Genomic DNA, 26,021 nt, shown 5'->3' on the forward strand with positions numbered 1-26,021 from the left:
TCATCGCGACCTGATTCGAAGTGTTGTCAGTCCGCGCAAATCTCGGTTCGATGGCCTGCCGGGCAGTTGGGCCGGAATCGAATGGTCAGTGCGATTGCTCGTGAAGGTGTTCTACGATCCATCCGTTCCATTCGACAGTTCCTCCGGAACCACAATCGTGTCGGAACGGCTGCCCTGGAGAGCCGGGTCGAACGACCACGCGAAAGTCTCTCGCCTCCAATCGAAGATCGACAGTCGTGTGTTCTCCGTCGACGCTCTCGGCGACACTCTCGAGTGCGTCCGTCGCGACGATGCCGGTAACGCGTCGGACTGCGTGTTCGGCGGCCTGAGCGGCCTGTGACAGTGCCGCTCGGCCGCGCAGGTGCAGCAGCTCCAATTCTCCGGCTTGGTATTTTTCGGCTGCATCGATTGCGGAGTTGCCGTCCAGTCGGCTGAAATAGACTGCGGCGGGCCACGCAATCATGTTGGCCGCGAAACGATCTCCGCCGATGTGACTGCATTCCCACACATCTGCGATCTGTGCCGCGTTCAGCGCCGACACGACCGGGCGACCGAGTTCCGCGCAGCACGCATCCTTCTTTCCATGTGTGCAGACCGCGAAGAGCGGTTCCGTGCGGGAACGGCCGAAGTCGGGTTCCACACCGGTGGCCATCGATTCGAACGGCAGTACCGACAGGTCCTCGTATCGGTCGACCGACCCTTCCCGCATCCACTGACGTGTGCCGTCCGTCCAGGCGAGTACGCACGTCGGGGTTAGGACTCGGCGGTTGCGGGGCCGCCGGATCACCACGAGGCGAATACGACCCTGCGCTGCGTAGATTTTTTCGGTGAGTGCGACGGGGAGAACGTCGTCAGGAGCGGACGCCGGCCAGGGGCCGGGGTGCTCGATCAACACCCACAGATGTGTCATTCCGGCGCGACCGACCAGCGGTTCGCCGGCGGTCGACGACTGCCGTGTACAGGCGTGAGGGCGTCGACTGGTTTGCGGATTGGCGACAAATTCCGGAAAGCACTGCATAGATGCCTTCCCCAGGACACCGTCGCTGCAGGTGTGGCAGGGAAGGGAAGACATGATGAGGCTCCAGTCTCGTAGGTTAGGCTCACCAGACTATTGGATGGTGAATCCTTTGCTCAGCCGTGGTGAATGCGCGTGGTTGTGACGGTCGAAAGCAGTCGGTAACAGGAGTGTTGGGAATGAAACGCAGTAACTCGCGGGCGAAGTACGCGCTGGGTGGTTTTGTCCTCGCCGCCATCGTGGCAACGACAACGGCGTGTGGCAGTGACGACAAGACGGATACCGACAGTCAGTCCGCCGACACCGTGCACGCGGTCACCCATGCCCGCGGAACCACGGACGTACCGATGGATCCGCAGAGAGTTGTCGTGCTCGAGCCGGTTCAGCTCGACACGTCGGTAGCGCTGGGCGTGATTCCCGTGGGCACCGCGGTCCTCAGCGAGACGACCGGGGTTCCGGCGTACCTCGGTGAGAAGGCCGCAGAGATCGAGATGGTCGGCACCGTCGCGGCGCCGAACCTCGAGAAGATCGTCGCACTGAGCCCGGACCTGATCATCGGAACGGAATCGCGGCACGGTGATCTGTACGAGCAACTCGCTGCCATCGCGCCGACCGTCTACATGGCGACCCAGACCGATCCGTGGCAGGACAACGTCCAGTTCGTCGCAGAGGCGTTGAACAAGACCGATCAGGCAGGCGAACTGCTCGGTGATTACACGGCACGCTGCGAGGAAGTGGCGAGCAAGCATAGCACCGAGGGCAAGACCGCTCAGCTCATCCGCCCACGCGACGACGTTCTGACGCTGTACGGACCCACGTCGTTTGCCGGAAGCACTCTCGAATGCGCGGGACTCACGATTCCCGCACGCGACTGGGAGAACTCGATCTCCGTCGACCTCTCCCCGGAATTCGTCTCCGGAGCCAACGCCGACCTCATCCTGGTCACCTCCGCGAAGCCGGCAGATGCCAGCACGATGCCGAAGGCCGTGGCGGACAACGCCGGATTCTTCCCGAACCCACATCTGGTCGACATGTCCTACTGGATCACGGGCGTCGGACCGCTCGGCGGCCTCACCGTTCTGGACGACCTCGATCGCATTCTCGGAGCATCGAAGTAGCAGTAGGTGAGAACAAGCAGTAGGTGAGAACAAGTAGTGGGCGAGAACTGGCAGTCGGCAAGAGTCGCTAAGTTGGACCTATGACAACTCCAGTACAGAACATCGCGATCAACACCCTCGGTGGCGTGCCCACCTCGTTGGGTGAATACGACGGCCGTGCCGTGCTCGTGGTCAACGTGGCATCCAAGTGTGGACTGACCCCGCAGTACTCGGCGCTCGAGAAGCTGGCCAGCGAGTACGCCGATCGCGGTCTGACCGTGATCGGCATCCCGTGCAACCAGTTCATGGGGCAGGAACCGGGTACCGCCGAAGAGATCGAGACGTTCTGCTCCACTACCTACGGCGTCACGTTCCCGCTCCTCGAGAAGATCGAGGTGAACGGCGAGAACCAGCATCCGCTGTACGCCGAACTCACCAAGGCTGCCGACGCCGAAGGCGCTGCGGGCGACATCCAGTGGAACTTCGAGAAGTTCTTGATCGGACCGGACGGCACCGTCGTCAACCGCTTCCGTCCGCGGACCGAACCTGACGCTCCCGAGGTTGTCGCCGCCATCGAAGCCGCGCTTCCCAAGAATTAGTAGCCGCGCTTCTCAAGAACTAGTAGCTGTGCTGAAAACTGCCGCCGGATGATCATCCGGCGGCAGTGTGCTGTTCACCCACAGCTGCCACTATCGGAGTATGTCCGCAGAACTGATCGTGTCGGTATCCGGAATCAGAGACGAGACATGTTATCTCGCTGCCGGATTCGCAGACGAGATGGACGCTCGAGGTGTCCGCCTGTCGCTCCTGGTGGCGCCGCGACTGAAGGACAAATATCGACTGGCCGACGACGCGGTGACGACGGCCTGGCTGCGTGAGCGTCGTGAGCACGGCGACGCCATCGTTCTGCACGGCTACGACCAGGCCGCGACCAAGCGTCGTCGAGCCGAGTTCGCCACTCTGTCGAAGCACGAAGCAAAACTGCGACTACTCGCTGCGGATCGGGTTCTCGAGCATGCAGGCCTTCGGACCCGGGTGTTCGCACCGCCGCGCTGGGTGGCGTCGCCTGGTGCCATGTCGGTGTTGCCGGAGACCGGCTTTCGGACGATGGCAGGCCTCGGCGCAGTACACGATCTGACCCGTGGAACCTTGCAGCGGGGAAGGGTTTTCGGTATCGGCGAGGGCTTCAAGGCCGAGCCGTGGTGGTGTCGCGCATTGGTTCTCGGAGCCGGGCGCGCCGCCAAGCGTGGGGGATTGGTCAGATTGTCGATTACTGCCAAGCAGTTGGGAAACGAGGGCCCACGTCAGGCTGTTCTCGACGCTGTGGACCTCGCGCTTTTTCATGAGGCCACCTCGCAGGTATACCGATGGAACTCCCCGTCGCAGGCACTCGGCGCTGCCTGAATTCGGTCATTGGCAACTATTTGATAGCTGCGAGACGGTGTCGTGTGTCCGGGTTGCCCGAGCAGGCAGACTCTTCGCATTTATCCCGTTCCTTGCAGGCAGTAGGGCCGATTAGGTCAAAGTCGCATAAAGTGGACGTTGAATTCGAGTACGGCGTCGCCCAACCTTTTCGCTGCTACAGTGCGGGCAGTTAATCTGCCGCTAGTAGACGAAGTTGAGGTTCACCATGCGCGCACGAGGGTTCTCCAAGTCGGCCGAAGGTCTTGTCGCTCTGGCTGTGGGCGCAGTCGTCTGTGCTGCAATCGTCCCGGCAGTTGCGTCTGCCGCTCCGACCGGCGTGGTTCACACGCTGCCGACGGGCGGTGTCGACGGCGGTGCGAGCGAAGGCACCCGCACCGCAACTGTCGACGACGAAGGTGAGCAACTCACACTGCGGCTTCACAAGATGAATCTGCGGGGATCCGACTYCTCGATGGCCGTACAGGAAAGCGGCGGCGAGCTGACCGATGTGGTGATCCCGGCGCCCCGTTCGTACATCGGCAGTGTGGAAGGGCATCCGGACGCAATCGTCTCGGCCATCGTCGACTCCGCCGGAACACTGCGCGGGCAGGTGATTTTCGATCGTGGTGCTTCGATCGAGTTCGTGGGATCCGACGTGGTCGGTCGCAGCACGGCGCCGATCGACGCAAAACCCAAGTGGCCGACCGCCTCTATCGCGTCGGCCTCGGCCGCAAGCGTCGGCAAGACGGTGAAGCAGTTCGTGGTGGGATTGGATCTGAGTGGCGAGTGGTACTCCGCGCACGGCGCAGGCAGTCCCGCCGTCGCTCTGGATCGGGCCGAGGAATCAATGGCCCGAACCGCTGCCATCTGGATCAGAGACGTCGGAATTCGGCCGATCCTGGGTCGGGTTGTCCTTCGCGCCGATGCCGCGAGTGACCCGTATTCGAGCAGTTGTGAAAACCTCGACCAGTTGGAAGGTCTGTGGTCCGATCAGGTCGGCACGAGCGTCGACCAGGCGACTGTCGTCTGCGCTTCCGGTGGCGGAAATGCCTACTACTCGAGGTTCGAACTCGATCACAGCTACGCGCAGGTCGGTGCCGAGCCCGATGGCAACTTCAGCCGCGTCCTCCGCCACGAGTTGGGCCACAACTTCTACGCCGACGACTATCACGGCGGCGGCGCCGAGGGATCGACCATCATGAACGGCAACGACCTCTCGCGCTTCGACGGCACCGAATTTGCTGCCATCGTCGATGCCGCCGACGTGGCCTCAGCTCGACTCGACGACGTCGGTCGGTACACGACAAGCCCGATCCCGCCGTACGCCGCACTCGACACCGCGCAGGTCCGCTCAGGTGGCACAGTCACCGTCGACGCCGTCGCGAATGATCATGACAGCAACGGAGATTCGATCAAGGTAACCGGGGTCGAGGCGACGTCACTTCTCGGTGGCACCGTAAAGCTCGAAAACGGCGAAGTGGTGTTCGAGGCCGGAACGAAGACAGGCACCGACAGGATTCTCTACACACTCACCGACGCAGCCGGTGGGACGAGCACCGGCTGGATCATCGTCGATGTGAGTGCGTGAGGACTGAATCAGGCGACTTCGACGCTCGACTCCTCACCGAGAACTCGGAACTCGGTACCGTCGGCAGCCATTTCCGAGTAGCGACCGTAGAAGATGCCTGTGGCTTCGTCGCGGATGATCGCTTGATGTATGGGAACCGCGACGCGCGGCGCTACCGCGCGAAGGTAGTCGATGGCCTCCGAGATCTTGAGCCACGGTGCGGCGGCGGGAAGGGCAAGAACGTCGACCTTCTGTTCGGGGACGTAGAGGGAATCGCCGGGATGCATGAACTGCGCCGGGTTGGTGGCGTCGCCGAGGAGGAACGCGGTGTTGTCGATCATCGGTAGGTCCGGATGGATGATCGCGTGCTCTCCGCCGGTCCCGGTCACCTCGACGTCGCCGATGCTGAACCGGTCGCCCGGCCGGACTCCCGTCCAGCGCCCACCGAGCTTCTCAGCCGTCTGCGGATCGCTGTACAGCACCGCGTCGGGGTTCGCTTCGGCCAGTTCGGGCAGCCGCGCCGGGTCGGCGTGATCGGGGTGTTGATGTGTCACGAGGATGGCGTCGAGGCCGGTGATGCCTTCGAATCCGTGCGAGAAGTTGCCGGGATCGAAGAGGATTTTCGATCCGTTCAACTCCACGAGCACACAGGAATGGCCAAAATGTGTCAGTCGCATGATTTCGAGTATGCGCCGCCCTGGAGTGACTCGCAGGCGGGTTTCGCGGGTGTTGGCCGTCACGCCCCGATCACTCGATGCGAACCATCTCGGGTGCGCCCGGTAAACTGGCCATCACCCGAGCGTTTCACTCCGGGTTCGCGCACTAGTACCGAGGAGCAGCACGTGGCCCGTGTCGTCGTCGAAGTCATGCCCAAGGCCGAGATTCTCGACCCCCAGGGACAGGCAATTGTCGGGGCACTGTCTCGCCTGGGCTTTGCAGGAGTATCCGATGTCCGTCAGGGCAAGCGGTTCGAGTTGGAGATCGACGGCAGTGTCGAAGACGCCGAACTCGAGAAGATCGCCGAAGGCCTGCTGGCCAACACGGTGATCGAGGATTGGACCGTCAGGCGCGTCGAGGCATGAGCGCACGTATCGGGGTTATCACGTTCCCGGGCACGCTCGACGACATCGATGCTGCTCGGGCCATCAACCTGGCCGGCGGTGAAGCTGTCGAACTCTGGCACGGCGACGCAGACCTCAAGGGTGTCGACGCGGTTGTCGTTCCCGGCGGATTCTCCTACGGCGACTACCTTCGTTGCGGCGCGATCGCACGTTTTGCTCCCGCGATGGGCAAGGTTGTCGAAGCAGCCAAGGGCGGCATGCCGGTCCTGGGCATCTGCAACGGTTTCCAGATCCTCTGCGAAGCAGGTTTGCTCCCCGGTGCCCTGACCCGTAACCAGGGTCTGCACTTCATCTGCCGCGACGAGTGGTTGACGGTCGAAGCCAACAACACGGCTTGGTCCTCACGTTACGAGGCCGGCGCCCAGATCCTCATCCCGCTCAAGTCGGGTGAAGGTCGCTTCCAGGCTTCCGAAAATGTTCTCGACGAACTCGAGGGTGAAGGTCGCGTCGTCTTCCGCTACTCGGAGGAGAACCCCAACGGTTCGCAGCGTCGTATCGCCGGTATATCTTCCGCCAACGGCCGCGTCGTCGGGTTGATGCCGCACCCCGAGCACGCCACCGAGGCTCTCACCGGACCGAGTGACGACGGACTCGGCTTGTTCTACTCGGCACTCGACGCGATCGTCACTGCCTGATCGCCTGCTGATTTTCACCACTGAACGCCGACCGGAAATCCGGTCGGCGTTCAGTCGTTTGTGGGGGCGTCCCGGTTCTCGGGTTACTGGCTGTAGGAACTGAGGAAGTTGCCGAGACGCTCGAGGGCGGTCGCGAGGTCGTCGGTGTTCGGCAGAGTCACCAACCGAAAGTGGTCGGGTTCGATCCAATTGAACGCGCGGCCGTGACTGACCAGAATCTTCTCCGATTCCAGTAGATCGAGAACGAACCTCTCGTCGTCGACGATGCCGAACTTGTCGACGTCGAGCTTCGGGAACAGATACAGCGCGCCGTCGGCCTGCTGACAGCTGATCCCGTCGATGCTGTTGAGCGTGCTGTGCGCGAGATCGCGCTGTGCTGTCAGTCGACCTTGCGGGAGCAGGAGGTCCTCGATGGACTGGCGTCCGCCGAGTGCGGTCTGGATCGCGTGCTGCGCCGGCACATTGGCACACATTCGCATGTTGGCCAGCAGTTTGATGCCTTCGATGAAACTCGACGCCCGCTCGAGTGGTCCGGTGATGGCCAGCCATCCGGCTCGGAACCCGCAGACGCGGTAGGCCTTGGACAGCCCCGAGTACGTCAGACACAAAACGTCTCGCCCGGTCATCGACGCAAGGTTTGTCATGGATCGGCCGTCGTAGACGATCTTCTCGTAGATCTCGTCGGCGAAGAGCATCAGGTCATGCTTGCGGGCAATGTCGACGAAGCGTTGCAGCACCTCCGTCGAGTAGACGGCGCCCGTCGGATTGTTGGGATTGATGACGACAATCCCTCGGGTGCGCGGAGAGATCCGGGCTTCCAGATCGTCGAAGTCCGGTGCCCAGCCCTGGCTTTCATCGGTGAGGTAGTGAACCGGCGTGCCGCCGGCAAGTGAAACCGAAGCCGTCCACAAGGGGTAGTCGGGAGCGGGAATCAGGATCTCGTCCTCGGGATTGCAGAGCGCCTGCATCGTCAGCGTGATCAGTTCGGAGACGCCGTTTCCGAGATAGATCTCGTCGACGGTGACGTCGGTGATACCCCGCGTCTGGTAGTACTGGACCACCGCGGTGCGCGCCGAATACAGTCCGCGAGAATCGCAATATCCCTGGGCGGTAGGGAGATTGCGGATCATGGCCATCATGATTTCGTCCGGTGCTTCGAATCCAAAGGGGGCCGGATTGCCGACGTTGAGTCGCAGGATCGTGTGTCCCTGATCCTCGAGTTCTTCGGTCTTGTCGAGAATTCGCCCTCTGATGTCGTACCTGACATTCTCGAGCTTGCGGGCCTGATCGATGGGTGTGTTCACGCGGTTACGTACCTCTCCGGTTCGGGTGGGCGAGTTGTGTTTCAGATGAGAAGGGCGCCTCAGTGTTCGGTCTGGAAACGGACATTGATTCGCGATAGCGCTAGCGGCGAGAGGGGAGTAGCGCTACTATGATTCGACATGTCCAATGATAGCAGTTCGAGGATTGTCGCAGCCTTGCGCGAATGGATCGCGACGGCACCTCCAGGCGCGAAGCTTCCGTCCACTCGGTCGCTCGTGAGCCTGCACGGGGCGAGCCCGGTCACCGTGCAGAAGGCGCTGCGAACGCTGGTATCTCAGGGGGTTGTGGAGGCTCGTCCCGGTGTGGGGACCTTCGTACGCGCCGCACGCGTCGTGCGACCCAACGACTACGGGTGGCAGACCGCGGCGCTCGGATCGCCGAACTATCGTCTGCAGCTTCCTATTGCGCTGCAGTCCACCTCCAACGACGTGATCGCGCTGCATTCCGGCTATCCGGCCCGAGAGCTCTTGCCCGAAGGTCTGGTTCGTGCAGCCTTCACCAGGGCGACGCGAACCGACGCCGTGTTCAATCGGCCCCTCGCCGCCGGGCTTCCGGAACTGCAGTCCTGGTTTGCCTCCGAATTGGGTTCCGCAACTCCCGCCGGGATCACTCCGCCCGGGCCGAACGACGTGGTTGTACTTCCCGGCAGTCAGGGTGGGCTTGCGACGTCCTTCCGTGCGCTGGTGGGGGAGGGGCGTCCGTTGCTCATGGAATCGCCGACCTACTGGGGTGCGATCCTGGCTGCCGCGCAGGCCGGAGTCACGGTCATTCCGATCTCCAGCGGCGCCAACGGTCCTGATCCCGAAGAGCTTTCGCGTGCATTCGAACAGACCGGTGCCCGTGCGTTCTACGCACAACCGAGCTTCGCGAGCCCGACGGGAGCACTGTGGTCGCCGTCGTTGGCTGACAAGGTTCTCGACACCGTCCGTCGGCACGGCGCCTTCCTCATCGAGGACAGTTCGGCGCTCGACTTCGGAATCACCGCAGATCCCAGCCCCATCGCTGCACGCGACGACAGCGGACACGTCGTCTACCTTCGTGCACTGACCAAGAGCGTGTCGCCATCGGTGCGAGTTGCCGGATTGATCGCCCGAGGGCCGGCCTACGAGCGGATTCTTGCTGATACACAGGCAGATTCGATGTATGTCAGTGGGATGCTGCAAGCGGTAGCGCTCGACGTCGTGACCCAACCGGCCTGGCGTACGCACTTGCGCCGGCTTCGTCAGCAACTCGAGGCCAGACGCGACCTCCTCGTGTCGAGTCTGCGCGAGCATGCGCCGGACGCTCACCTCGACGCTGTACCGCAAGGCGGACTCAACCTCTGGCTTCGGCTCCCGGACACCACGAATCTCGAACGTGTCGTGCAGGACTGCCGGTCGGCCGGCGTCATCGTCGGGGCCGGTGACGATTGGTTCCCGGCAGAACCGACCGGAAAGTTCCTGCGGCTCAACTACGCCGGACCGAACCCGGGTGAGTTCCCCGACGCCGCCCGCATCATCGGCCGAGCAATCACACAACATATGTAGAACTTCACCTCGCTGGTGGTTGACCTGAACTTCCGTTGAGGTTTTATCGTCGTGTCCATGAACAAACAAGCGATGCAGCCACCGGCCAATCAGCCGATCGGATTCTGGACAGCGCGCGCCGGTGAAGCGATTCGCGCGCGCACGCGCGGAGCGCTCGAAGCAATCGGCGTGACCCAGCCGGGGTGGTGGGTCCTGCACCAACTTTCGCTGCACCCTGAAGGGGTGGAGCGAGCTGTCCTCCTGCGAACGATCGGTCCGAACGAATCAACTGACGTGATCGACGCGGCCGTCGACTCTGCTCTCGACCTGGGCTGGGCGCGTGAAGACGAGTCTGTCCTTCTCCCTACTGATGCGGGCTCCCAGCAGTTCGATCGCGCCGCGCGGGTACAGCAGATGCTGCAGGAAGAGCGGATGCAGGGAATCAGCGAAGAAGAATTCGTCACCACCATCACGGTTCTGCAGCGAACCATCAAGAACGTGGGCGGCGACGCCTGGCACTGGTAGCCACCACTACCGCCGCCCGCTGTCTGGCAGGGCGGCCTCGATCAACTCGACGGCACGAGATACACCGCCCGCCGCTGCGAGTTCTTTTGCCAACTCTGCACTGCGTCGGCGGAACTCGTCCGAGCTCACCCGGGTCAGCGCCTCACGAAGCTCTACTGGCGTGACGGTAGCGCCGTCGACGCGTACTGCGACACCGGCGTCGACGAGCGAGTCGGCGTTGCCGAACTGATCGACGGCTTGCGGCACCGCGATCATGGGCGTGCCGGTCACGAGTCCCTCGCTGGATCCGCCCATACCCGCGTGGGTCACGAACGCGTCGGCCTGCTGCAGAATCGCGAACTGCGGTACCCATCGGTGTATTTCGACGTTGTCGGGCAGTGGTCCGAGATCCGAGATCTGCACCTGCTTTCCGATCTGGAGGACGACGTGCCAGCCGTCCATCGGGCCGAAAGCCTCGACGCAGGTGCGATAGAAATCCGGATGATCGGTGAAGGCTGAACCCAGCGAAATCAACACAAGCTTGCGTTCGGGATCCGGGTTCACCCAGGGTTGATTGCTCGGTTCGAGTGCGGGGCCGACGAACGTGTAGACGTCGCGGTTCACGCGATCGGCGTTGGGCTGCATCGATTCTGCGATCAGCACGATTGCACGGGGTGGGCGTCCGGTGAACTCACGCGGATCGACCTCGACGCCTTCGGCGCGGAAGAACCGGGCCTCCCGATCGAGCAGGTCGACGCCTCTCGGATCGGAACGAATCTCGTCGTACATCGGTGCGGCGTCGGCTTCGTAGCCGTCCCAGGCAACATACGTCGGCGACAACTGGATGATGGGAACATTCCACTGCTGAGCCAGTATTCGCGCGGGGATCCCGGCGATGTCGTAGAGAAAGAGGTCGGGACGGTCGTCGTCGTAGATTTGGCGCAGCTGCGGCAGCATCGCCTCGTAGTCGTCCTGGAAAATCGTCAACTGATCGATCAGATCCCCATCCCAACTCTTCTCCGGTTCGGCGCCGTCAGGGGAAGGAACGAGGCTGGGCAGCGTGGAGACGTACGGTGCGAATTCGGCCCCGGTCGCCTCGATGACCTCGCGCATCGACTCGTCGTTGGCGTAGGTGACGCGGTGACCGGCGGCGACGAGACGCGCGATGATCGCCAGGCTTGGATTGACGTGGCCAGGTGCCGGAATGCTCACCATGGCGATATGTCTGCGGGTCATCGATCACTCCTGCCGTCTGACTGTTGTCGAACAACAACTGTTCTGGAACAACTCCGGATACCGGACCGAGACTATCCACCAGGATGGGTAACGGCATCTGATTTTTGCCGGGGAAGTACCGTGCGCACTCGAGTAGGACTACGCATCCGAGTGCCGGGATGGGCGAGCAGACTTCGAAGCATGAGCACACCGACAACACCTTCGAAGACCACTGCAGCCTTCTATCTGCAGGCCGGAATAGCCTTTGCCGTCAGTTTTGTCGGCACCCTCCTCGGAATTGCGTATCTTCCGATCGATGCGTGGCAACGCGGATTTCTCGGAATGTCCTTGCTGTTCTTGGTCACCAGTACGTTCACGTTGGCCAAGGTGATTCGTGATCAGCAGGAGGCGTCTACCGTCAGGGTTCGAGTGGACGAGGCTCGACTCGAGAAGTTGATCGCCGAGCACGATCCGTTCAAGGCAGCTGCCTGAGTCCCATCGGCACAGTGAGGACGAGCGTGCTGCCGAGCGGCTGCTCGTTGCGGCGGGCCGTCAGGTTGCCGCCATGCGCCAGCGCGAGGCTCCTCGCAATGGTCAGTCCCAAACCAGAGCCGTCGGATCGATCACCGCGATGGAAACGGTCGAAGACGGATTCGAGTTGGTCTGCGGGAATTCCGTCACCGGTATCGGTGACGGACACCGTGAGGTGGTCACCTTCCCGTGCGAGTGTCACCGTCACCGAACCTCCGGTTGGAGTGTGCCGCAACGCGTTTTCGAGCAGGTTGGCGAGGATCTGTTCGATTCGTTGGCGATCGACCTCGGCCGTGATCGGTTGCGGAGGTAGGGCGGTTGTCAATTCGACTCCACGATCGGCAAAACGTGGCCCCGCTGCTGCCGTTGCGCTGCAGACGATGTCGTCGAGATTCTCGGTCCGGCGATCGAGTACGAGAGCGTGTTCGTCGGCAGCGGAGACGTCCGCCAGATCGCACGACAGCCGACGCAGACGTTCGAGTTGATCGCGCATCACCGACCACGACGAAGGATCTGCCGGCACAACTCCGTCCTCGATGCCGTCCACGTACGCAGCCAAAGTCGATACCGGAGTGCGCAATTCGTGGGCAAGGTCGGCAAGCAGTCGTTTGCGGACCCGATCCGAATGATCAAGGCGTGCAGCCATGTCGGCGAATGCCGTTTCGAGACGCGTGAAATCGGCATCTACGTCGGACCTGCCGATAGTCACGTCGAAGTTCCCGTCGGCGACGCTTTGCGCCGCCTCTGCCAGCATGGTGATCGGTGCCGTGACGCGTCGGACGATGTAGACCGCGGCGATGCCTGCGCCCACCAGCGCGACCACGATCCCGCACAACAGTGCAATGGTCATGGTCTGAGCGAATGCTTCTTCGGTGTGGGTGCGGACATTCGAGTCTTCGATGCCGGCCATCATGAGGTGGTTGTGAAAGAGCGGGGCAGCGACGGCGATGGCAACGGCGGCGATTACGAGGCAGGCGACGAACAGGACGACAAGCTGCGCGAGCAGTAGTTTTCCGCGTAGGCCGAGTTTTTTCATGACGACCGCGTTCATGACGACCTCAGTGAGTATCCGACGCCCCTGACGGTTCTGATGAACCGCGGATCGGTCGCGTCGTCGCCGAGTTTGCGGCGTAATGCACGGACATGGACGTCGACGATGTGCTGGTCCCCGAACCAGGACGACCCCCACACCGAGGCGATGATCTCGGCCCGACTCCAGGCTGCGTCGGGTCGGGATGCGAGCGCGGACAACAGGGTGAACTCGGTGGGGGTCAGATCGACCAGGTTGTCGTCGACACGGACCGTGCGGGCCAGGACGTCGATGTCGAGTCCGGGAGGCGTTGGCAGCACTTTCGGCAGCAAACTCGACGCGCGTGGCCGTCTGAGCAGAGCTTTCACTCGCGCAACCAACTCGCGGGGGCCGAAGGGCTTGACCACGTAGTCATCCGCGCCGGCCGCCAGACCCGTCACCTTGTCCGACTCTTCACCGCGGGCGGAGAGCATCAGGATGTACGCGTCCGAGAAGGTGCGGATTCGTCGGCAGACTTCCATGCCGTCGAAGCCCGGGAGCATCAGATCGAGCACGATCAGCGCGGGCTCGAATTCGCGCACCGAACGTACTGCGCTCGGCCCGTCGTGGGCGAGGCGAACGGTGAATCCTTCGCGTGTCAGATAGTTGGCGACAACCTTCGCGAGGGCAGTCTCGTCGTCGACGACAAGAACACGCCCCGGTTCCTCACCAGGTCGTAGTTCGGCGCTCATCAAACCGAGGTTAGTCGACTGTGTGTCTGCATTGCTGTCGTGTGGTGGTTTCCGCTCGACTGTGAAGATTCGATGAAGGAAGCCTGTTTGGGCCGGTTATCGGGCTTCGAGGCGGATTTTCGCCGGTAACGTGGCAACTGTGCATGTGCAGCATTGTTGTCAAATCAATTGTGGTGCAGCGCATATCGAACAGAATCAATTCTCGGGAGTGAAACATGTCTTTGACGGTCAGGAAGAGCGCCGCACGGTTCGTACCGGTTGTGGCAGCGGCAGCACTGTTGATTGCCGGATGCTCGGACAACTCCGGGGAGAGCGTCAACCATTCTTCCGAAACAACCAGCGTCGCAGCACAGTCGGAGATTCCTGCGGGTGTCAATGCTGCCGACATCGAGTTTCTCGAAGGGATGTACCCGCATCACGCGCAGGCATTGGACATGGCCGGAATGGTCGACGGTCGAACCGACAATGCCGAACTTCTCTCTCTTGCAGCGCAGATAGAGGCAGCGCAAGGCCCGGAAATGGCTCAGATGACGGAATTGCTGACGAAGTGGGGACGCCCCGATCCTTCGTCGAGTTCGATGGAGGGCATGGATGATTCGGCGCATGCGGGACACGGCGTCGGGATGGCCGAGATGCCGGGCATGATGTCGGCCGACGACATGACCGCCCTCACCGACGCCAGTGGCGCGGAGTTCGACAAGTTGTGGCTGACGATGATGATCGAGCACCACAAGGGTGCCATCACCATGTCCCAGACCGAACTCGACAACGGGCTCGATCCATCGGCGGAAAAGATGGCAGAAGCGATCATTGCCGGTCAGCAGGCGGAAATCACTCAGATGGAAGCGATGTTGAAGGAGAAATGAACGGTTGACCTCGGCCGCGTGACCTTGCTCGGTGGCCGAGTCGGGCATACGTTCGAGGCTGATGGTTTGACCGCTGCAGTGCCGAAATCACACGCGAGGGGATGACCGCCACATGGATCACAGTCAGATGGACCATAGCGAGACGGACCATAGCGCGATGGACCATAGCCAGATGGAGCACGGTGCACACGGTGGTCACGCGGATCATGTCGCACAGTTCCGGACGTTGTTCGCAGTCATGCTGGTAATCGCAGTTCCGGTTGTTGCGGCAGATGCGATGTTCGCTGATCTGGTCGGGTACACATTGCCGGAAAACTCTCTGGTGGAATGGATCTCACCGGTACTCGGCACCGTGATGTACTTCTGGGGAGGCAAGCCGTTCCTCACCGGCGCTGTCGCCGAAATACGTTCTCGGCAACCCGGAATGATGCTTCTGATCGCACTTGCCATCACCGTTGCCTTCTTCGCTTCTTGGGCTGCAAGTCTGCACTGGGTGGATCACACTCTTGATTTCTGGTGGGAGCTCGCGCTTCTGATCGTGATCATGTTGTTGGGTCACTGGATCGAGATGCGTTCGCTCAGTCAGACATCGAGCGCCTTGGATTCGCTTGCCGCTTTGCTGCCCGACGAGGCCGAACGGGTGGTGGGGGAGTCGGTGGAAACCGTGCCCACCGCAGCTCTGGCCACCGGCGACCTGGTGATAGTTCGTCCCGGCGCCCGCGTTCCCTCGGACGGAACGGTCGTCGAGGGCAGTGCCGACATGGACGAATCCATGATCACGGGCGAGTCGAAGACCGTCCGCCGGACTGTCGGAGATCAGGTGGTGGCCGGCACCGTAGCCACCGACTCGGCACTTCGGCTTCGAGTCACCGCTGTGGGAGAAGACACCGCGCTCGCCGGTATTCGGCGCCTGGTCGAACAGGCGCAGAACTCGTCGAGTCGTGCTCAGGTGTTGGCGGACAAGGCCGCTGCTCTGCTGTTCTGGTACGCACTGGGCGCGGCAGTGCTGACCGCGATCGCCTGGAGTATCTGGGGCACACCGGAGAGCGCAGTCACCAGGACGATCACCGTTCTGGTGATCGCCTGCCCGCACGCGCTCGGGTTGGCGATTCCGCTGGTCGTCTCCATCGCGACGGAACGAGCAGCTCGGGCCGGGATTCTGATCACCGACCGCATGGCCCTCGAGGCGATGCGCAACGTAGACACCGTTCTCTTCGACAAGACCGGCACTCTCACCAAGGGGGAGCCCGCAGTGGTCGGTGTGCGCGGCGTCGACGGGTACTCCGACGACGAAGTTCTCAGCGCAGCAGCTGCCGTCGAATTCGACAGCGAACATCCACTCGGGCGCGCCGTCGTCGCAGCAGCGCGGGAGTTGTCGCTCGAATTCACTTCGGGTTCCGACTTTCAGGCGCACAACGGAATCGGGGTTGCTGCGGACGTCGGCGGCGCACGCGTCGGTGTCGGCGGACCGGGGATGTTGAGATCGGTCGGGGCCACAGCGATCCCGGGGACCGAAGAGTGGCTCAGTGACGGGTCGACGGTCCTGCATGTAGTGCGTGACGAGAAGGTAATCGGCGCATTGGCATTGGCCGACGAGATTCGCCCGGAATCAGCATTGGCCGTCGACGCCCTCCATGCTCGCGGTGTTCGAGTGGCCATGGTCACCGGAGACGCGGAGGCCGTGGCCGATTCGGTGGCTCGCAGGCTCGGGATCGACGAAGTTTTCGCCGAAGTGCTTCCTCAGGACAAGGGCGCGCAGGTATCTCGGCTTCAGGCTGCGGGCCACCGCGTGGCGATGGTCGGTGACGGGGTCAACGATGCGCCGGCACTCGCCCAGGCGGATGTGGGTATCGCGATCGGTGCCGGAACCGACGTGGCGATCGCATCGGCGGGAGTTGTTCTGGCCAGCGATGATCCGCGTTCGGTGAGCTCGGTCATCGAGCTGTCCCGCGTCACCTACCGCAAGATGGTTCAGAACCTCTGGTGGGCAGCGGGATACAACGCGATCTCGGTTCCCCTCGCTGCGGGAGTACTGGCGCCCGTCGGGTTTGTGCTGCCGATGGAGGTCGGAGCAATCCTGATGTCGGTATCCACTGTGGTCGTTGCCGCGAATGCCCAGTTGCTGCGACGCTTGGACTTGCGGCAACCACCGGTGACCGCGTTCGAGTCGAGAGTGCTCACACCGCAGTAGTGAGCGGATGAAGGCGGACTACTGTCGGCTCAGGAACGGAACGAGCGCACGCAGCACAGCTTCGGAGTCCGCGACTGCGCTCGCGTGATCAGCCCCCTCGATCACAGTCAAGGCACTGTCCGGGATCAGCGACGCGAGATGCTCGGTATCCGGCAGGCGCTCGCGATCTCTCGATCCGACGAACAACAACGCCGGTGTGGTGATCCGTTGAAGCACGGCGTCGTCGATGCCCTGCTCCTTCTCGGCCCGGCGCATGTAGGCCGCGAGTGCGAGGGCATCGTTGATTCGAAAGGCAGTCGCAGTCTGTGGATCCACCGGTTTGCCGCGCCTCGCGCCCCAACCGCTCAGAAACCCCTCGATACCGCCGCTTTCGAGTGCGTCGATGCAGCCTGGGAAGAACAATGCGTCGAACGCCCCCGTCATCGGCCGGCTACTACCGCCCCCGACGGTCAGCGATCGCACCCGTTCGGAGTGCTCGACGGTCAGCGACATCACCGAGCGCCCGCCGAACGAGTATCCGAGGACGTGAGCCGGTTCGAACGGAGACTCCGTGTCGAGGATCTCCAGGAGGTCGCCGACCACCAGATCCATTGCATACGAATCGGAGTCGTGTGGTTTGTCACTGCGTCCGTGACCCCGCATGTCGACGAGGATCAGACGATACTGTTCCTGGAGCGCCTTGACGTACCCGAAGCCACGCCAGATGGAGCGCGACAACGCTGTGCCGTGCACCATCAACAGGGGTGGGCCATCGCCCACGATCTGATAGGTGATCCGCGCACCGTCCACCGGATTTCTCACGTCGTGCAACACCCGTCCAGTATGGGTGCCAGCTACTGCGCACACGAACTCGAGTAGTCGTCCGGAGCCATTCCGACGGATGCCGTGAACTTTCACGACCAGTCGAGCAATCAACTCGGCCTCCCTCAGAGCTACCGGTCACTGCCCGGCCGGGCAGTACCCACCGTTCCAAGCAGTGCATCGGTGAAGGGGTCTGCCGTGCTGACGCCTGCGCCTATGCCCCGAAGCAGAGCCTCGAAATCAGTGGCAACTACGGTGACCTCCTCGAACTCAGGCTCTCCCCCACGGACAACCTGACCGTCCGGTGCGAGCGCCAGGTACTCGTACCCATTGCGTACCGACAGCAGAACCGGGAGGTGAGTGGACCAGAAGGCGTTGATCGCCGCGCGCTCAGCCGGCCCGGAAGCGACCGCCAGGCTCTCGTGCCGGAACGCATTCCAAGGAAACGCCTCATCACTGACGCCGACTCCACCGGCATAGTTCTCCGCCGAGAGAAACCACACCTGGTCGTCGGAACTGGCAAGTACGGAGAACGAACTCGCCCACACGAGGAGTTGATCACAAACGCCGACCAGCGGTTGCGGAACTGGGGCAGAGGCCGATCGAGTAGGTTCTTCGCGAACCCAACCTGCGATCGACAGCGCGGCGGTTGCGTCGAGGTGAAGGCACATCGCCCCACAGTAAGTCCAGACCGTCTCGCACCGATAGCGTCAACCGTCGGCCTACTCGGGATCGATGTCCTGAATACCATTCTCGTCCATGCTGATCCACCGCGTTATGCCGATGTCGCGCAGGAACGGCAGATCGTGACTCACCACCACCATGGCACCGCGGAAATCGGAAAGTGCCTGCGTGAGGTGGGTGAGACTCGGTAGGTCCAGGTTGTTGGTCGGCTCGTCGAGAAGAAGCAGCTGGGGCGCGGGTTCGGCGAGAAGGATCGTCGCTAACGCCGCGCGCAATCGTTCACCGCCGGAGAGCGCAGAAGCCAACACGTCGGAATCCGCTCCCCGGAAAAGGAACCGTGCCAACTGCCCACGAATTTCCTCGGCTGTTGCATGTGGCGCGGCCAAAGCGACGTTGTCCGCCACCGAGAGATCCTCGTCGAACACGTCGAGACGTTGGGGGAGCGCACGAGAGGCTACGAACGGAGTCGACGCAGCGAGTGCATCGAGCAACGTTGTCTTGCCGATTCCATTGCGCCCCAGTAGCGCAATCCGCTCCGGCCCGGTGATCTGGAGCGACACCACTTGGCCGCTCCGCAACGTCACCTCGGCGAGCCGCGCAACCTGCTGCCCCGGATGAACCTCTGTAGCAGGAAGGTCCAGGCGAATCTCGCGATCGTCTCGAAGGAGTTCCTCTGCCTCCGACAGGGCGGACTTGGCCTCGTCCACCTTCCCGATATGGTTGAGGGCCAGCTTTCCGGCCGAAACTTGGGCTTGGCGTTTTCGTTCCTGCGCGATAATCAGTGGCACCCGCTTGTTCTCGAACATCTTCTGCCCATAGCGCTTACGTCGGTCCAGCTTTGTTCGAGCGTCGATCAACTCGCGGCTCTGCTTCGCCAGATCGGCCTTGGCGTCGCGAACAGTGGCGAGTGCGTTTTCCTGCTCAGCGGTCACGACCTCCTGGTAGTGCGAGTAGTTGCCGCCGAACACGCGTAGATCCCCCCGACGTAGTTCGACCGTGTACTCCGCGGTGTCGAGCAGTTCCCGGTCGTGGCTGACGATCAGTACGGTTCCCGGAAACTGTTGGACTGCAGCATGAACTCGTGATCGAGCGTCGCGGTCCAGGTTGTTGGTCGGTTCGTCGAGGAGCAGCACCTGCGGATTCTTCAGCAGTGTTGCGGTCAGGCCGAGTAGGACGGTCTCCCCGCCGGAGAGGGTGCCGACGGTTCGGCTCAGTGCCGCCGTATCCGGAACTACCTTCTCGAGGCCGAGTCGATGCACGGTGGAGAGAGCGCTCTCCTCGATATCCCAGTTGTTGTCGACGAGTGCAAAATCGGACTCGGATCCGTTGCCGGTTTCGATGCGGTGCAATGCGTTTCGTAGTTCGTGGATACCGAGGATGCCGTCCACCCGAACACTCGGATCGAGTGTGATGTCCTGACGGAGGTAGCCGACCTCGCCGGAAGCGGTCACTGATCCGGATTCCGGTGAGAGCTCTCCCGCGATCAATCGCAGCAGAGTCGACTTTCCCGACCCGTTAAGTCCCACGAGACCGACACGGCCACTGGGGAATACGAAGTTGGTGCGGGAAAAGACTGATTCGCCGTCCGGCCAGATGAAGGTGAGATCCGAGAGCGACAGAGAAGAATGGGATTGGGTCATGAGTACTCCAGAGGGTGCTTGGACTGTGCGCCCGGCTCAGCAATTGCTGATGGGTGCGAGTGCCTTCGCGTGATGAACCTCTAGAGGAGCAACGGCCCGTTTCCTGTTCTGTCGGGAATGATTCGTGTTCCAGGCTAACGCGGTCGACCTGGCGGTGCAATGGGTTATTCGAGTCCGGCTCCTTGTGATCTTGACAATAGGCAAACGCATCGGCATTGTTACGCCTGCCAGATGGTATGGCTGCCATACTAAATATTCGAGCAAGTATCAGGGAGGAAATCATGGCCGTAGAGGTACTCGAGTTGCATCACATCGGGTTGGGAATGGGGAATGACATCGCCGACCGAACCCGCGACTACTACCGGGACGTTCTCAATTTGACCCAGGATGCGGGACGCTGGCACATTCCCGGTATTCATGGCTACTTCCTCGATATTCCGAGTGACGTGCAGATTCATCTTCTCGGTAGCGACGGACCTTCGCCCTACAGCAAGGGGCCGGGCAAGGATCCGGTGGAAAACCACATAGCGCTCGCGGTCGCTGACATCGGGGCCGCCGAACGTGAACTGGACAAGCTCGGTGTTGAATACTTTGCTCTGGACAACGTCGCCTCGCCCGACCTCAAGCAGTTGTTCGTGCGTGACCCGGCCGGCAACCTCGTCGAACTCCACCAGGTCGGATTGTGCAGATGCCGTAAGAGCCTGCGCGCCCAGCCTGCGGCCGGTGCGAACGAATGATTTTCGACGTGGGGGAGATGGCACCGAAGTCTCGCTACAACCTCCTCGCCTCCCTCATCGTTCCGAGACCGATAGCCTGGATCACGACGGTGGACGTCAGGGGCTTGGTGAACGCCGCCCCGTTCTCGTTCTTCAATCTGATGTCGGGAACGCCACCGCTCGTGTGCATCGGGATCGGCGCTCGTGAGGGAATTCCGAAGGATACTGCTCGAAATATCGGCGACACAGGTGAGTTCGTGATCAATCTTGTAGATCTCGAGTCTGTCGAGAGTATGAATATCACCGCCGGAGACTATCCAGCCGCAGTCGACGAAACGGCTGTCGCGGGTCTGGAACTGGTTGCTTCACAGAGCATTGCGCCCCCTCGGTTGGCAAGAGCACCAGTTTCGTTGGAATGCGTGGAACAACAGACGTTGTCGATCGGCTACGGGCGATCGATCGTGGTCGGCGAGATCACGACCGCACATGTCGACGACGAGCATGTGTTGGATCCGAGCCGAGGCCACATCGACGGTGCTTCGCTCGATCTCGTGGGGCGAATGCACGGTGGCGGTTGGTACACAACCACTTCCGACCCGTTCAGACTCGCTCGGGTCGATCAGCCTTCAGTCGTGTCCGGATCTTTGAAATGAGTCCACCACTTGCCGAGGATTCGGCCGAGGTCTTTTCGGTCTCGATCGGACAGAGGAGCGAGAAGGTCACGGCAAGCCTCTTCGAAGGCAGGAACCGTCTCCGCGACAGTGCCTTTCCCGATTTCCGTGATCTGGATGGGAGTGGACCGGCGGTCGGTCCCGGTCCGAGTGCGCTCGACGAATTCGCGCTTCTCGAGCCAGTCGAGGACGCCGGTTGCACTGGCACGGGAGATCCCGAAGTAATCCGAGATGCCGCTCGGTGTCTGCCGCATGTATGGCTCGTCTGTGTCGCTGATCGCCTGAGCGGCAAAGATGAGCAGAACGTCGAGCTTTCGTTCAGAAATCTCGAACGGTTCGAGGCTTCGGTTCACCGAACCGATGATGTCGTCGGCCAGCCACAGCGCGAGCAGCCCCAGTCGAGCAGCGGCAGGGTCGTCGGCAGATCCGTACTGGTCGAACATTGCCAGGACGGGTTCCATAGCTTCATCAGCGGTCCGTTTGCTGCGCTCGGCATTTGTTCCTGTCGCGCCGCGCCGATCGGCATTTGTTCCCGTCGCTTCCACGAATCGAGCTTACAAGTCTGCAGGCCGACCGCGGCAATGCGGCGGAAGCGTCTCGCGCGCGGATCGCTGCACTCACCTCCCCCAGAAATCTCGACAGCAGGAGCGTCATGCTGACTGAACGTCAAATACGGACCGCCGCCGAAGAACTCGACCAAGCAGAGCTGTCCGGTGTGCAGGTCGGACAGCTCTCACTCGGATATCCGAAGATGGACCTCGACGACGCCTATGCAATTCAGACCGCATGGGTCGCGAGAAAGCTTGCCAGGGGCAGGACGATCATCGGTCACAAGATCGGGTTGACTTCGAAGGTGATGCAGCGCGCGTCGAACATCACCGAACCGGACCACGGGGTACTGCTCGACGACATGCTCTTTGCCGACGGTTCCGAGATACCCCATGGGCGCTTCATTGTTCCGCGGGTGGAGGTGGAGCTGGCGTTTGTCCTCGATCGGGACCTCAGTGGCCCCGGCGTCACACTGTACGACGTACTCGACGCGACGCGGTATGTCGTTCCGGCGGTGGAGATCATCGACGCGCGGATCGTGCAGGTCGACCCGGGATCAGGTCGAACACGAACAGTGTTCGACACCATCTCGGACAATGCAGCGAACGCCGGAATCATTCTCGGTGGGCGTCCGGTGGTACCGAACGAGACCGATCTGCGCTGGGTGTCAGCGCTCTGTTATCGAAACGCAGTTGTCGAGGAAAGCGGAGTAGCTGCCGCGGTCCTGAATCATCCGGCAATCGGTGTTGCGTGGCTCGCGAACAAACTCGGACGTCTCGGTGTCGGACTGAAAGCCGGCCACGTGATTCTTGCCGGCTCGTTCACCCGTCCGATCCAGGCGCAGCCGGGGGACACCTTTCACATCGACTACGGCTCGCTCGGCACCGTCTCGTGTCGGTTCGCCGAGACAGGACAAGGGGAACAATGACAACCAAGCCGTTCAAGGTCGCGCTTCGGTCCGATACTGCTCCCGCCCTCGGTTTGTGGCTCGGGCTCGGTGAAGCGGTCACTGCCGAGATATGCGCCGGGGCCGGGTTCGACTGGGTGTTGATCGACTCCGAGCACGGTCCGAACGACCTCCGGTCGGTGGCGGATCAGTTGCGAGCTGTTGCAGCTGATGCGGTCGAACCGATCGTGCGCCCGCCGAGCACCGACGCCGTTGATATCAAGAGACTTCTGGACATCGGCGTGAGAACGCTACTGCTGCCGATGGTCGAATCCGGTTCAGCGGCGAGGGATGCCGTTGCCGCAACACGATATCCGCCGTTCGGGAACCGCGGCGTCGGTAGCGCCCTCGCTCGCGCCTCACGATGGAACAGAGATGTCGACTACCTCGAAAATTCCGCGGACGGAATAACTCTCATCGCGCAGATCGAAACCCCCGGCGCTGTGGCGAACATCGGCGATATTGCGGGCACAGCCGGTATCGACGCTGTCTTTGTGGGCTTGTCGGACCTCGCTGCGACGTCGGGTCATCTCGGACAGCCGCTGCATCCGCAGGTGCAGGAGGCATTTCGATTCGTGGTGGACGAGTGCACACGAATCGGAGTTCCGGTGGGAACTTTGGCGGGGTCGGACGCCGTGGCCGACTTCGCGATCGGTCTCGGTTGTCGATTCGTGGCAATCGGGACCGACGTCGCGGTGCTGGTTCGAGGCTGTGAGACCTTGTTGGAAAGGTATCGTGCTCCGAAAGCTACTCGTGGAGTTGAAGTCTCGGTCTACTGAAAATCACACGGTCCTCAGATTTTCGGGCCTTCGGACCGAAGATCGTCGACCTTCGACATTGCTGCGCGGAGTTCCGTGAGCCATTGTTCGCTGTGCTTGCCCGCCAACCGGACTGTCCACATGAGAGCGTCCGCTCGCGAGCGAGCAACTCCCGCGTCCACCAAGGTGTCGAGAACCTTGCGTTCGGGCTGACGTAGTCGTGTCATCACCGGAACTGCGAGATGTGTGAACAGGACGGTCTTTTCGTCCAGGCGTACACCCCAGGCGACCTTGCGTCCGTAGCGAGCCTCGGCTTCGTCGGCGATGCGCATCCGGTCGGCGCGCGTGGTTTCACGAAAGCGCGAGATCCTTCCGTCCGCGGCGGCCTCGCCACCGTCGACTGACGGGAGTTCACCGATCACGACGATTTCTTCGCGGTCGACCTGGACGTCGGCGGTCCCGGTGAACCAGTCATCTGGAAGTCGACCGGCAAACCAGTCGGACGCATCACTCGCGTCGGGAACCGATGCTTGTTGCCAACCTCCGGGACGGCCGAACCTGCGGTCGCCGGAGCTTTGTGAGTTCTTCATGGCGTTCTCCTCGGAAAGCTGGTGGAGCATGACGTGCGTTTATTGCACTGATTACATGATTACACCGATAGTCGAACCGGCGCCACAAATTCGGGCATGATCGGAGTCGTGCGCCTTTCACACGCTCGTCAGAGCTTCCGAACTTTCCGTCGTCCCGTGGCTGCCGTGGCTCTGGGGGTATTGGCCGCAGGATCGGTAGTTGCCTGCAGTTCTGGCCCTGATCAGCCGAAATCAGTGGCAGAGGAGTTCGCCTCCGCGCTCACGTCGGATGACGTACAAGCGGCGGCAGCCCTGACCACCGATCCGGCGGCGGCCTCGACTGCGATTTCGGCTCTGATCGACGGGCTGGGCAAGGACGAGGGAACATTCACCGTCTCCGACGCCACCGAGTCCGGTGATTCTGCGGGGACGTTCACCCTCGATGCGGCGTGGAAGTTCGGTGAAGGTCAGGACTGGAACTACTCGACGCAGGGAAGCGCGTCGAAAAGCGGGGACAACTGGCTGATCCAGTGGGACCCGGCGCTGCTGGCCCCGGACCTGACCTCCTCGACCACTCTGCGCTACACGCCCACGACCGGTGCGCCGCCGTCCGTGCTGGACGCGGCGGGTCAGCCGATCATGGAGCAACAGGTGGTGACGCTGGTCAATCTGGATTCCGCTGCGGTTCCTCCGGTGGACACGGCAGCCGTGGCCGCCCTGCTCTCGCCCGTCGCACCGACGATCACGGCGGCATCGCTCAGCGGCGACCTTGCGTCGGCGAACGGGAAGCCGGTCACCGCAATCACTTTGCGTGCCGAGGATCTTGCACCGATCGAAGAGCGGTTGGCGGCGATTCCCGGAGTGAGCTTGGCGCCGCAAGCGCGGTTGCTCTCGGTGGACAAAACTTTGGCGTCGCCGACGTTCAGTGGGCTGTCCGATCTGTGGCAGGAGGGGCAGGACAAATCCGCAGGCTGGGCGGTGCAGCAGGTGAAGCAGAACGGAACCGTCACCACCGTCGCCGGCCAAGACGGGCCGGTCGCTCCGAACATCGCGACCACCATCGACCGACCACTGCAGCTCGCCGCCGAGAACGCGCTCGCCGGGGTGACGCAACAGGCGGCGATCGTAGCGCTACAGCCGTCGACCGGAGCGGTGTTGGCGGTGGCCCAGAATGCCCCCGCCGACGCACAGGGCCCCATTGCGTTGACCGGCCTGTACCCGCCGGGGTCCACGTTCAAGACCGTGACGACCTCCGCGGCGCTGCAAGCCGGCGTCGCTACACCGGACACCGTTCTGGCGTGCCCGGGTACCGAGAACATCGAGGGCCGTCAGATCCCCAACGACGACGAGTTCGACCTCGGATCGGTTCCGCTGCACACCGCGTTCGCGAAGTCGTGCAACACCACCATGGCCAGGATGGCCGTCGGTCTGCCTGCCGATGCTCTACACAACGCGGCTCTGCAGTTCGGGCTTGGCGTCGACTACGTCACTCCGGGCCTCACGACGGTGACGGGCAACGTCCCCGATGCGAACACACCCGCCGAACGCGTCGAGTCCGCGATCGGACAGGGCACGGTGACCGCCACGCCTTTCGGGATGGCTCTCGTGGCGGCCTCGATCGCCAACGGGACGACACCCGCGCCGATGTTGGTCAAGGGACAGCCCGGCGTGGCAGATCAGACCGTGGCACCCGCGCCCACCGAGGTGACCGAACAGTTGCGGGTGATGATGCGCGAGACCGTCACAGGCGGTACGGCAACGTCGTTGCAGGACATTCCGGGGCTTCTGGGCAAGACCGGTACGGCCGAAACCGAAGGTGGTCCAGCACACGGGTGGTTTGTCGGAATCAAGGGAGATCTCGCATTTGCGGTGTTCATTGCCGGCGCGGACAGCTCTTCGCCTGCGGTGCAGGTAGCGGGCACTTTTCTGCGCTGAAACCTGTTTTCCGTTGC

At 62.3% G+C, this 26,021-nt stretch carries 27 protein-coding genes; 16 read left to right on the plus strand and 11 right to left on the minus strand.

Features of this window, described 5'->3' with window-relative positions; translation table 11 throughout:
* Positions 1-85: 85 nt before the first annotated feature.
* The gene (locus AC1DWA_RS03650; protein ID WP_279217844.1) at positions 86-1,072 is read right to left on the minus strand and encodes a sucrase ferredoxin; all 987 of its coding nucleotides are present in this window, start codon (positions 1,070-1,072) and stop codon (positions 86-88) included.
* A gap of 122 nt (positions 1,073-1,194) precedes the next feature.
* Here AC1DWA_RS03650 and AC1DWA_RS03655 point away from each other — a divergent pair, with 122 nt between their 5' ends.
* From AC1DWA_RS03655 to AC1DWA_RS03670, 4 genes are all read left to right on the plus strand, one after another.
* On the plus strand, positions 1,195-2,133 hold the full coding sequence (locus tag AC1DWA_RS03655; protein WP_477846309.1) for an ABC transporter substrate-binding protein: 939 nt from the start codon (positions 1,195-1,197) through the stop codon (positions 2,131-2,133).
* Between the two features lie 80 nt (positions 2,134-2,213).
* Positions 2,214-2,711 carry a glutathione peroxidase gene (locus AC1DWA_RS03660; protein WP_003945816.1) on the plus strand — a complete coding sequence of 166 codons (498 nt, stop codon included), beginning with the start codon at positions 2,214-2,216 and terminating at the stop codon, positions 2,709-2,711.
* A gap of 100 nt (positions 2,712-2,811) precedes the next feature.
* Complete coding sequence (locus AC1DWA_RS03665) at positions 2,812-3,516, plus strand: DUF2334 domain-containing protein (RefSeq protein ID WP_060938354.1); 705 nt, start codon at positions 2,812-2,814, stop codon at positions 3,514-3,516.
* A gap of 226 nt (positions 3,517-3,742) precedes the next feature.
* Complete coding sequence (locus AC1DWA_RS03670) at positions 3,743-5,104, plus strand: Ig-like domain-containing protein (protein ID WP_477916470.1); 1,362 nt, start codon at positions 3,743-3,745, stop codon at positions 5,102-5,104.
* An 8-nt stretch (positions 5,105-5,112) separates the two neighbouring features.
* Here AC1DWA_RS03670 and AC1DWA_RS03675 read toward each other — a convergent pair whose 3' ends face one another.
* A complete protein-coding gene (locus tag AC1DWA_RS03675) occupies positions 5,113-5,760 on the minus strand; it encodes an MBL fold metallo-hydrolase (RefSeq protein WP_029254557.1) in 648 nt (215 codons plus the stop codon).
* 165 nt (positions 5,761-5,925) lie between these two features.
* Here AC1DWA_RS03675 and purS point away from each other — a divergent pair, with 165 nt between their 5' ends.
* Positions 5,926-6,165, plus strand: a complete 240-nt coding sequence (gene purS, locus AC1DWA_RS03680; RefSeq protein WP_003945817.1) for a phosphoribosylformylglycinamidine synthase subunit PurS — start codon at positions 5,926-5,928, stop codon at positions 6,163-6,165.
* Positions 6,162-6,839, plus strand: a complete 678-nt coding sequence (gene purQ, locus AC1DWA_RS03685) for a phosphoribosylformylglycinamidine synthase subunit PurQ (RefSeq protein ID WP_019747077.1) — start codon at positions 6,162-6,164, stop codon at positions 6,837-6,839. Before purS ends, purQ begins: the two co-directional genes overlap by 4 nt.
* An 83-nt stretch (positions 6,840-6,922) precedes the next feature.
* Here the strand turns inward: purQ and AC1DWA_RS03690 are convergent, their stop codons facing one another.
* Positions 6,923-8,143 (minus strand): pyridoxal phosphate-dependent aminotransferase, encoded by a 1,221-nt coding sequence (locus AC1DWA_RS03690; protein WP_019747078.1) that lies wholly within the window; start codon positions 8,141-8,143, stop codon positions 6,923-6,925.
* Between the two features lie 138 nt (positions 8,144-8,281).
* Here AC1DWA_RS03690 and AC1DWA_RS03695 point away from each other — a divergent pair, with 138 nt between their 5' ends.
* Both AC1DWA_RS03695 and AC1DWA_RS03700 read left to right on the plus strand, forming a co-directional pair.
* The gene (locus AC1DWA_RS03695; RefSeq protein ID WP_166501890.1) at positions 8,282-9,688 is read left to right on the plus strand and encodes an aminotransferase-like domain-containing protein; all 1,407 of its coding nucleotides are present in this window, start codon (positions 8,282-8,284) and stop codon (positions 9,686-9,688) included.
* Positions 9,689-9,745: 57 nt separating this feature from the next.
* Positions 9,746-10,192, plus strand: a complete 447-nt coding sequence (locus AC1DWA_RS03700; RefSeq protein ID WP_097387819.1) for a hypothetical protein — start codon at positions 9,746-9,748, stop codon at positions 10,190-10,192.
* Between the two features lie 6 nt (positions 10,193-10,198).
* On the opposite strand, the gene AC1DWA_RS03705 is transcribed toward AC1DWA_RS03700, so the two are convergent.
* Positions 10,199-11,407, minus strand: coding sequence for a macrolide family glycosyltransferase (locus AC1DWA_RS03705; protein WP_113682182.1), 1,209 nt, complete (start codon positions 11,405-11,407; stop codon positions 10,199-10,201).
* 180 nt (positions 11,408-11,587) lie between these two features.
* Here AC1DWA_RS03705 and AC1DWA_RS03710 point away from each other — a divergent pair, with 180 nt between their 5' ends.
* A complete protein-coding gene (locus AC1DWA_RS03710) occupies positions 11,588-11,878 on the plus strand; it encodes a YiaA/YiaB family inner membrane protein (protein ID WP_003945505.1) in 291 nt (96 codons plus the stop codon).
* Here AC1DWA_RS03710 and AC1DWA_RS03715 read toward each other — a convergent pair.
* Both AC1DWA_RS03715 and AC1DWA_RS03720 read right to left on the minus strand, forming a co-directional pair.
* Positions 11,862-12,968, minus strand: a complete 1,107-nt coding sequence (locus tag AC1DWA_RS03715; RefSeq protein WP_416314900.1) for a sensor histidine kinase — start codon at positions 12,966-12,968, stop codon at positions 11,862-11,864. The genes AC1DWA_RS03710 and AC1DWA_RS03715 overlap by 17 nt on opposite strands.
* On the minus strand, positions 12,965-13,678 hold the full coding sequence (locus AC1DWA_RS03720; protein ID WP_019747082.1) for a response regulator transcription factor: 714 nt from the start codon (positions 13,676-13,678) through the stop codon (positions 12,965-12,967). The genes AC1DWA_RS03715 and AC1DWA_RS03720 overlap by 4 nt, the downstream gene beginning before the upstream one ends.
* Before the next feature lie 215 nt (positions 13,679-13,893).
* Between AC1DWA_RS03720 and AC1DWA_RS03725 the strand changes: the two genes are divergently transcribed.
* Positions 13,894-14,544: a DUF305 domain-containing protein gene (locus AC1DWA_RS03725; RefSeq protein ID WP_029254561.1), complete on the plus strand. Its 651-nt coding sequence runs from the start codon at positions 13,894-13,896 to the stop codon at positions 14,542-14,544.
* A gap of 112 nt (positions 14,545-14,656) precedes the next feature.
* Positions 14,657-16,735, plus strand: a complete 2,079-nt coding sequence (locus AC1DWA_RS03730; protein ID WP_477846307.1) for a heavy metal translocating P-type ATPase — start codon at positions 14,657-14,659, stop codon at positions 16,733-16,735.
* Positions 16,736-16,753: 18 nt separating this feature from the next.
* Here AC1DWA_RS03730 and AC1DWA_RS03735 read toward each other — a convergent pair whose 3' ends face one another.
* The 3 genes from AC1DWA_RS03735 to AC1DWA_RS03745 all read right to left on the minus strand — a co-directional run bounded on the left by AC1DWA_RS03735 (position 16,754) and on the right by AC1DWA_RS03745 (position 19,860).
* Positions 16,754-17,524 (minus strand): alpha/beta fold hydrolase, encoded by a 771-nt coding sequence (locus AC1DWA_RS03735; protein ID WP_197941750.1) that lies wholly within the window; start codon positions 17,522-17,524, stop codon positions 16,754-16,756.
* A gap of 143 nt (positions 17,525-17,667) precedes the next feature.
* Positions 17,668-18,207, minus strand: coding sequence for a hypothetical protein (locus AC1DWA_RS03740; RefSeq protein WP_477846306.1), 540 nt, complete (start codon positions 18,205-18,207; stop codon positions 17,668-17,670).
* 51 nt (positions 18,208-18,258) lie between these two features.
* Complete coding sequence (locus tag AC1DWA_RS03745) at positions 18,259-19,860, minus strand: ABC-F family ATP-binding cassette domain-containing protein (protein ID WP_477846305.1); 1,602 nt, start codon at positions 19,858-19,860, stop codon at positions 18,259-18,261.
* A 281-nt stretch (positions 19,861-20,141) separates the two neighbouring features.
* On the opposite strand from AC1DWA_RS03745, the gene AC1DWA_RS03750 reads away from it, so the two are divergent.
* Positions 20,142-20,597, plus strand: coding sequence for a VOC family protein (locus AC1DWA_RS03750; protein WP_019747088.1), 456 nt, complete (start codon positions 20,142-20,144; stop codon positions 20,595-20,597).
* Complete coding sequence (locus tag AC1DWA_RS03755) at positions 20,594-21,229, plus strand: flavin reductase family protein (RefSeq protein ID WP_070386319.1); 636 nt, start codon at positions 20,594-20,596, stop codon at positions 21,227-21,229. The genes AC1DWA_RS03750 and AC1DWA_RS03755 overlap by 4 nt, the downstream gene beginning before the upstream one ends.
* Here AC1DWA_RS03755 and AC1DWA_RS03760 read toward each other — a convergent pair.
* Complete coding sequence (locus AC1DWA_RS03760) at positions 21,196-21,792, minus strand: MarR family winged helix-turn-helix transcriptional regulator (RefSeq protein ID WP_097387812.1); 597 nt, start codon at positions 21,790-21,792, stop codon at positions 21,196-21,198. The genes AC1DWA_RS03755 and AC1DWA_RS03760 overlap by 34 nt on opposite strands.
* A 107-nt stretch (positions 21,793-21,899) precedes the next feature.
* On the opposite strand from AC1DWA_RS03760, the gene hpaH reads away from it, so the two are divergent.
* Positions 21,900-22,724 (plus strand): 2-oxo-hept-4-ene-1,7-dioate hydratase, encoded by an 825-nt coding sequence (gene hpaH, locus AC1DWA_RS03765; RefSeq protein WP_020906391.1) that lies wholly within the window; start codon positions 21,900-21,902, stop codon positions 22,722-22,724.
* Entirely contained in the window at positions 22,721-23,521 is an 801-nt protein-coding gene (locus tag AC1DWA_RS03770; protein ID WP_020906392.1) for an HpcH/HpaI aldolase family protein, read from the plus strand. The genes hpaH and AC1DWA_RS03770 overlap by 4 nt, the downstream gene beginning before the upstream one ends.
* Before the next feature lie 14 nt (positions 23,522-23,535).
* On the opposite strand, the gene AC1DWA_RS03775 is transcribed toward AC1DWA_RS03770, so the two are convergent.
* Positions 23,536-24,090 carry a hypothetical protein gene (locus AC1DWA_RS03775; protein WP_477846304.1) on the minus strand — a complete coding sequence of 185 codons (555 nt, stop codon included), beginning with the start codon at positions 24,088-24,090 and terminating at the stop codon, positions 23,536-23,538.
* A gap of 96 nt (positions 24,091-24,186) precedes the next feature.
* On the opposite strand from AC1DWA_RS03775, the gene AC1DWA_RS03780 reads away from it, so the two are divergent.
* Positions 24,187-26,004: a penicillin-binding transpeptidase domain-containing protein gene (locus tag AC1DWA_RS03780; protein WP_181447622.1), complete on the plus strand. Its 1,818-nt coding sequence runs from the start codon at positions 24,187-24,189 to the stop codon at positions 26,002-26,004.
* The last annotated feature ends 17 nt before the right edge of the window (positions 26,005-26,021 follow it).

Source organism: Rhodococcus sp. P4_F3_2 (assembly GCF_056401335.1).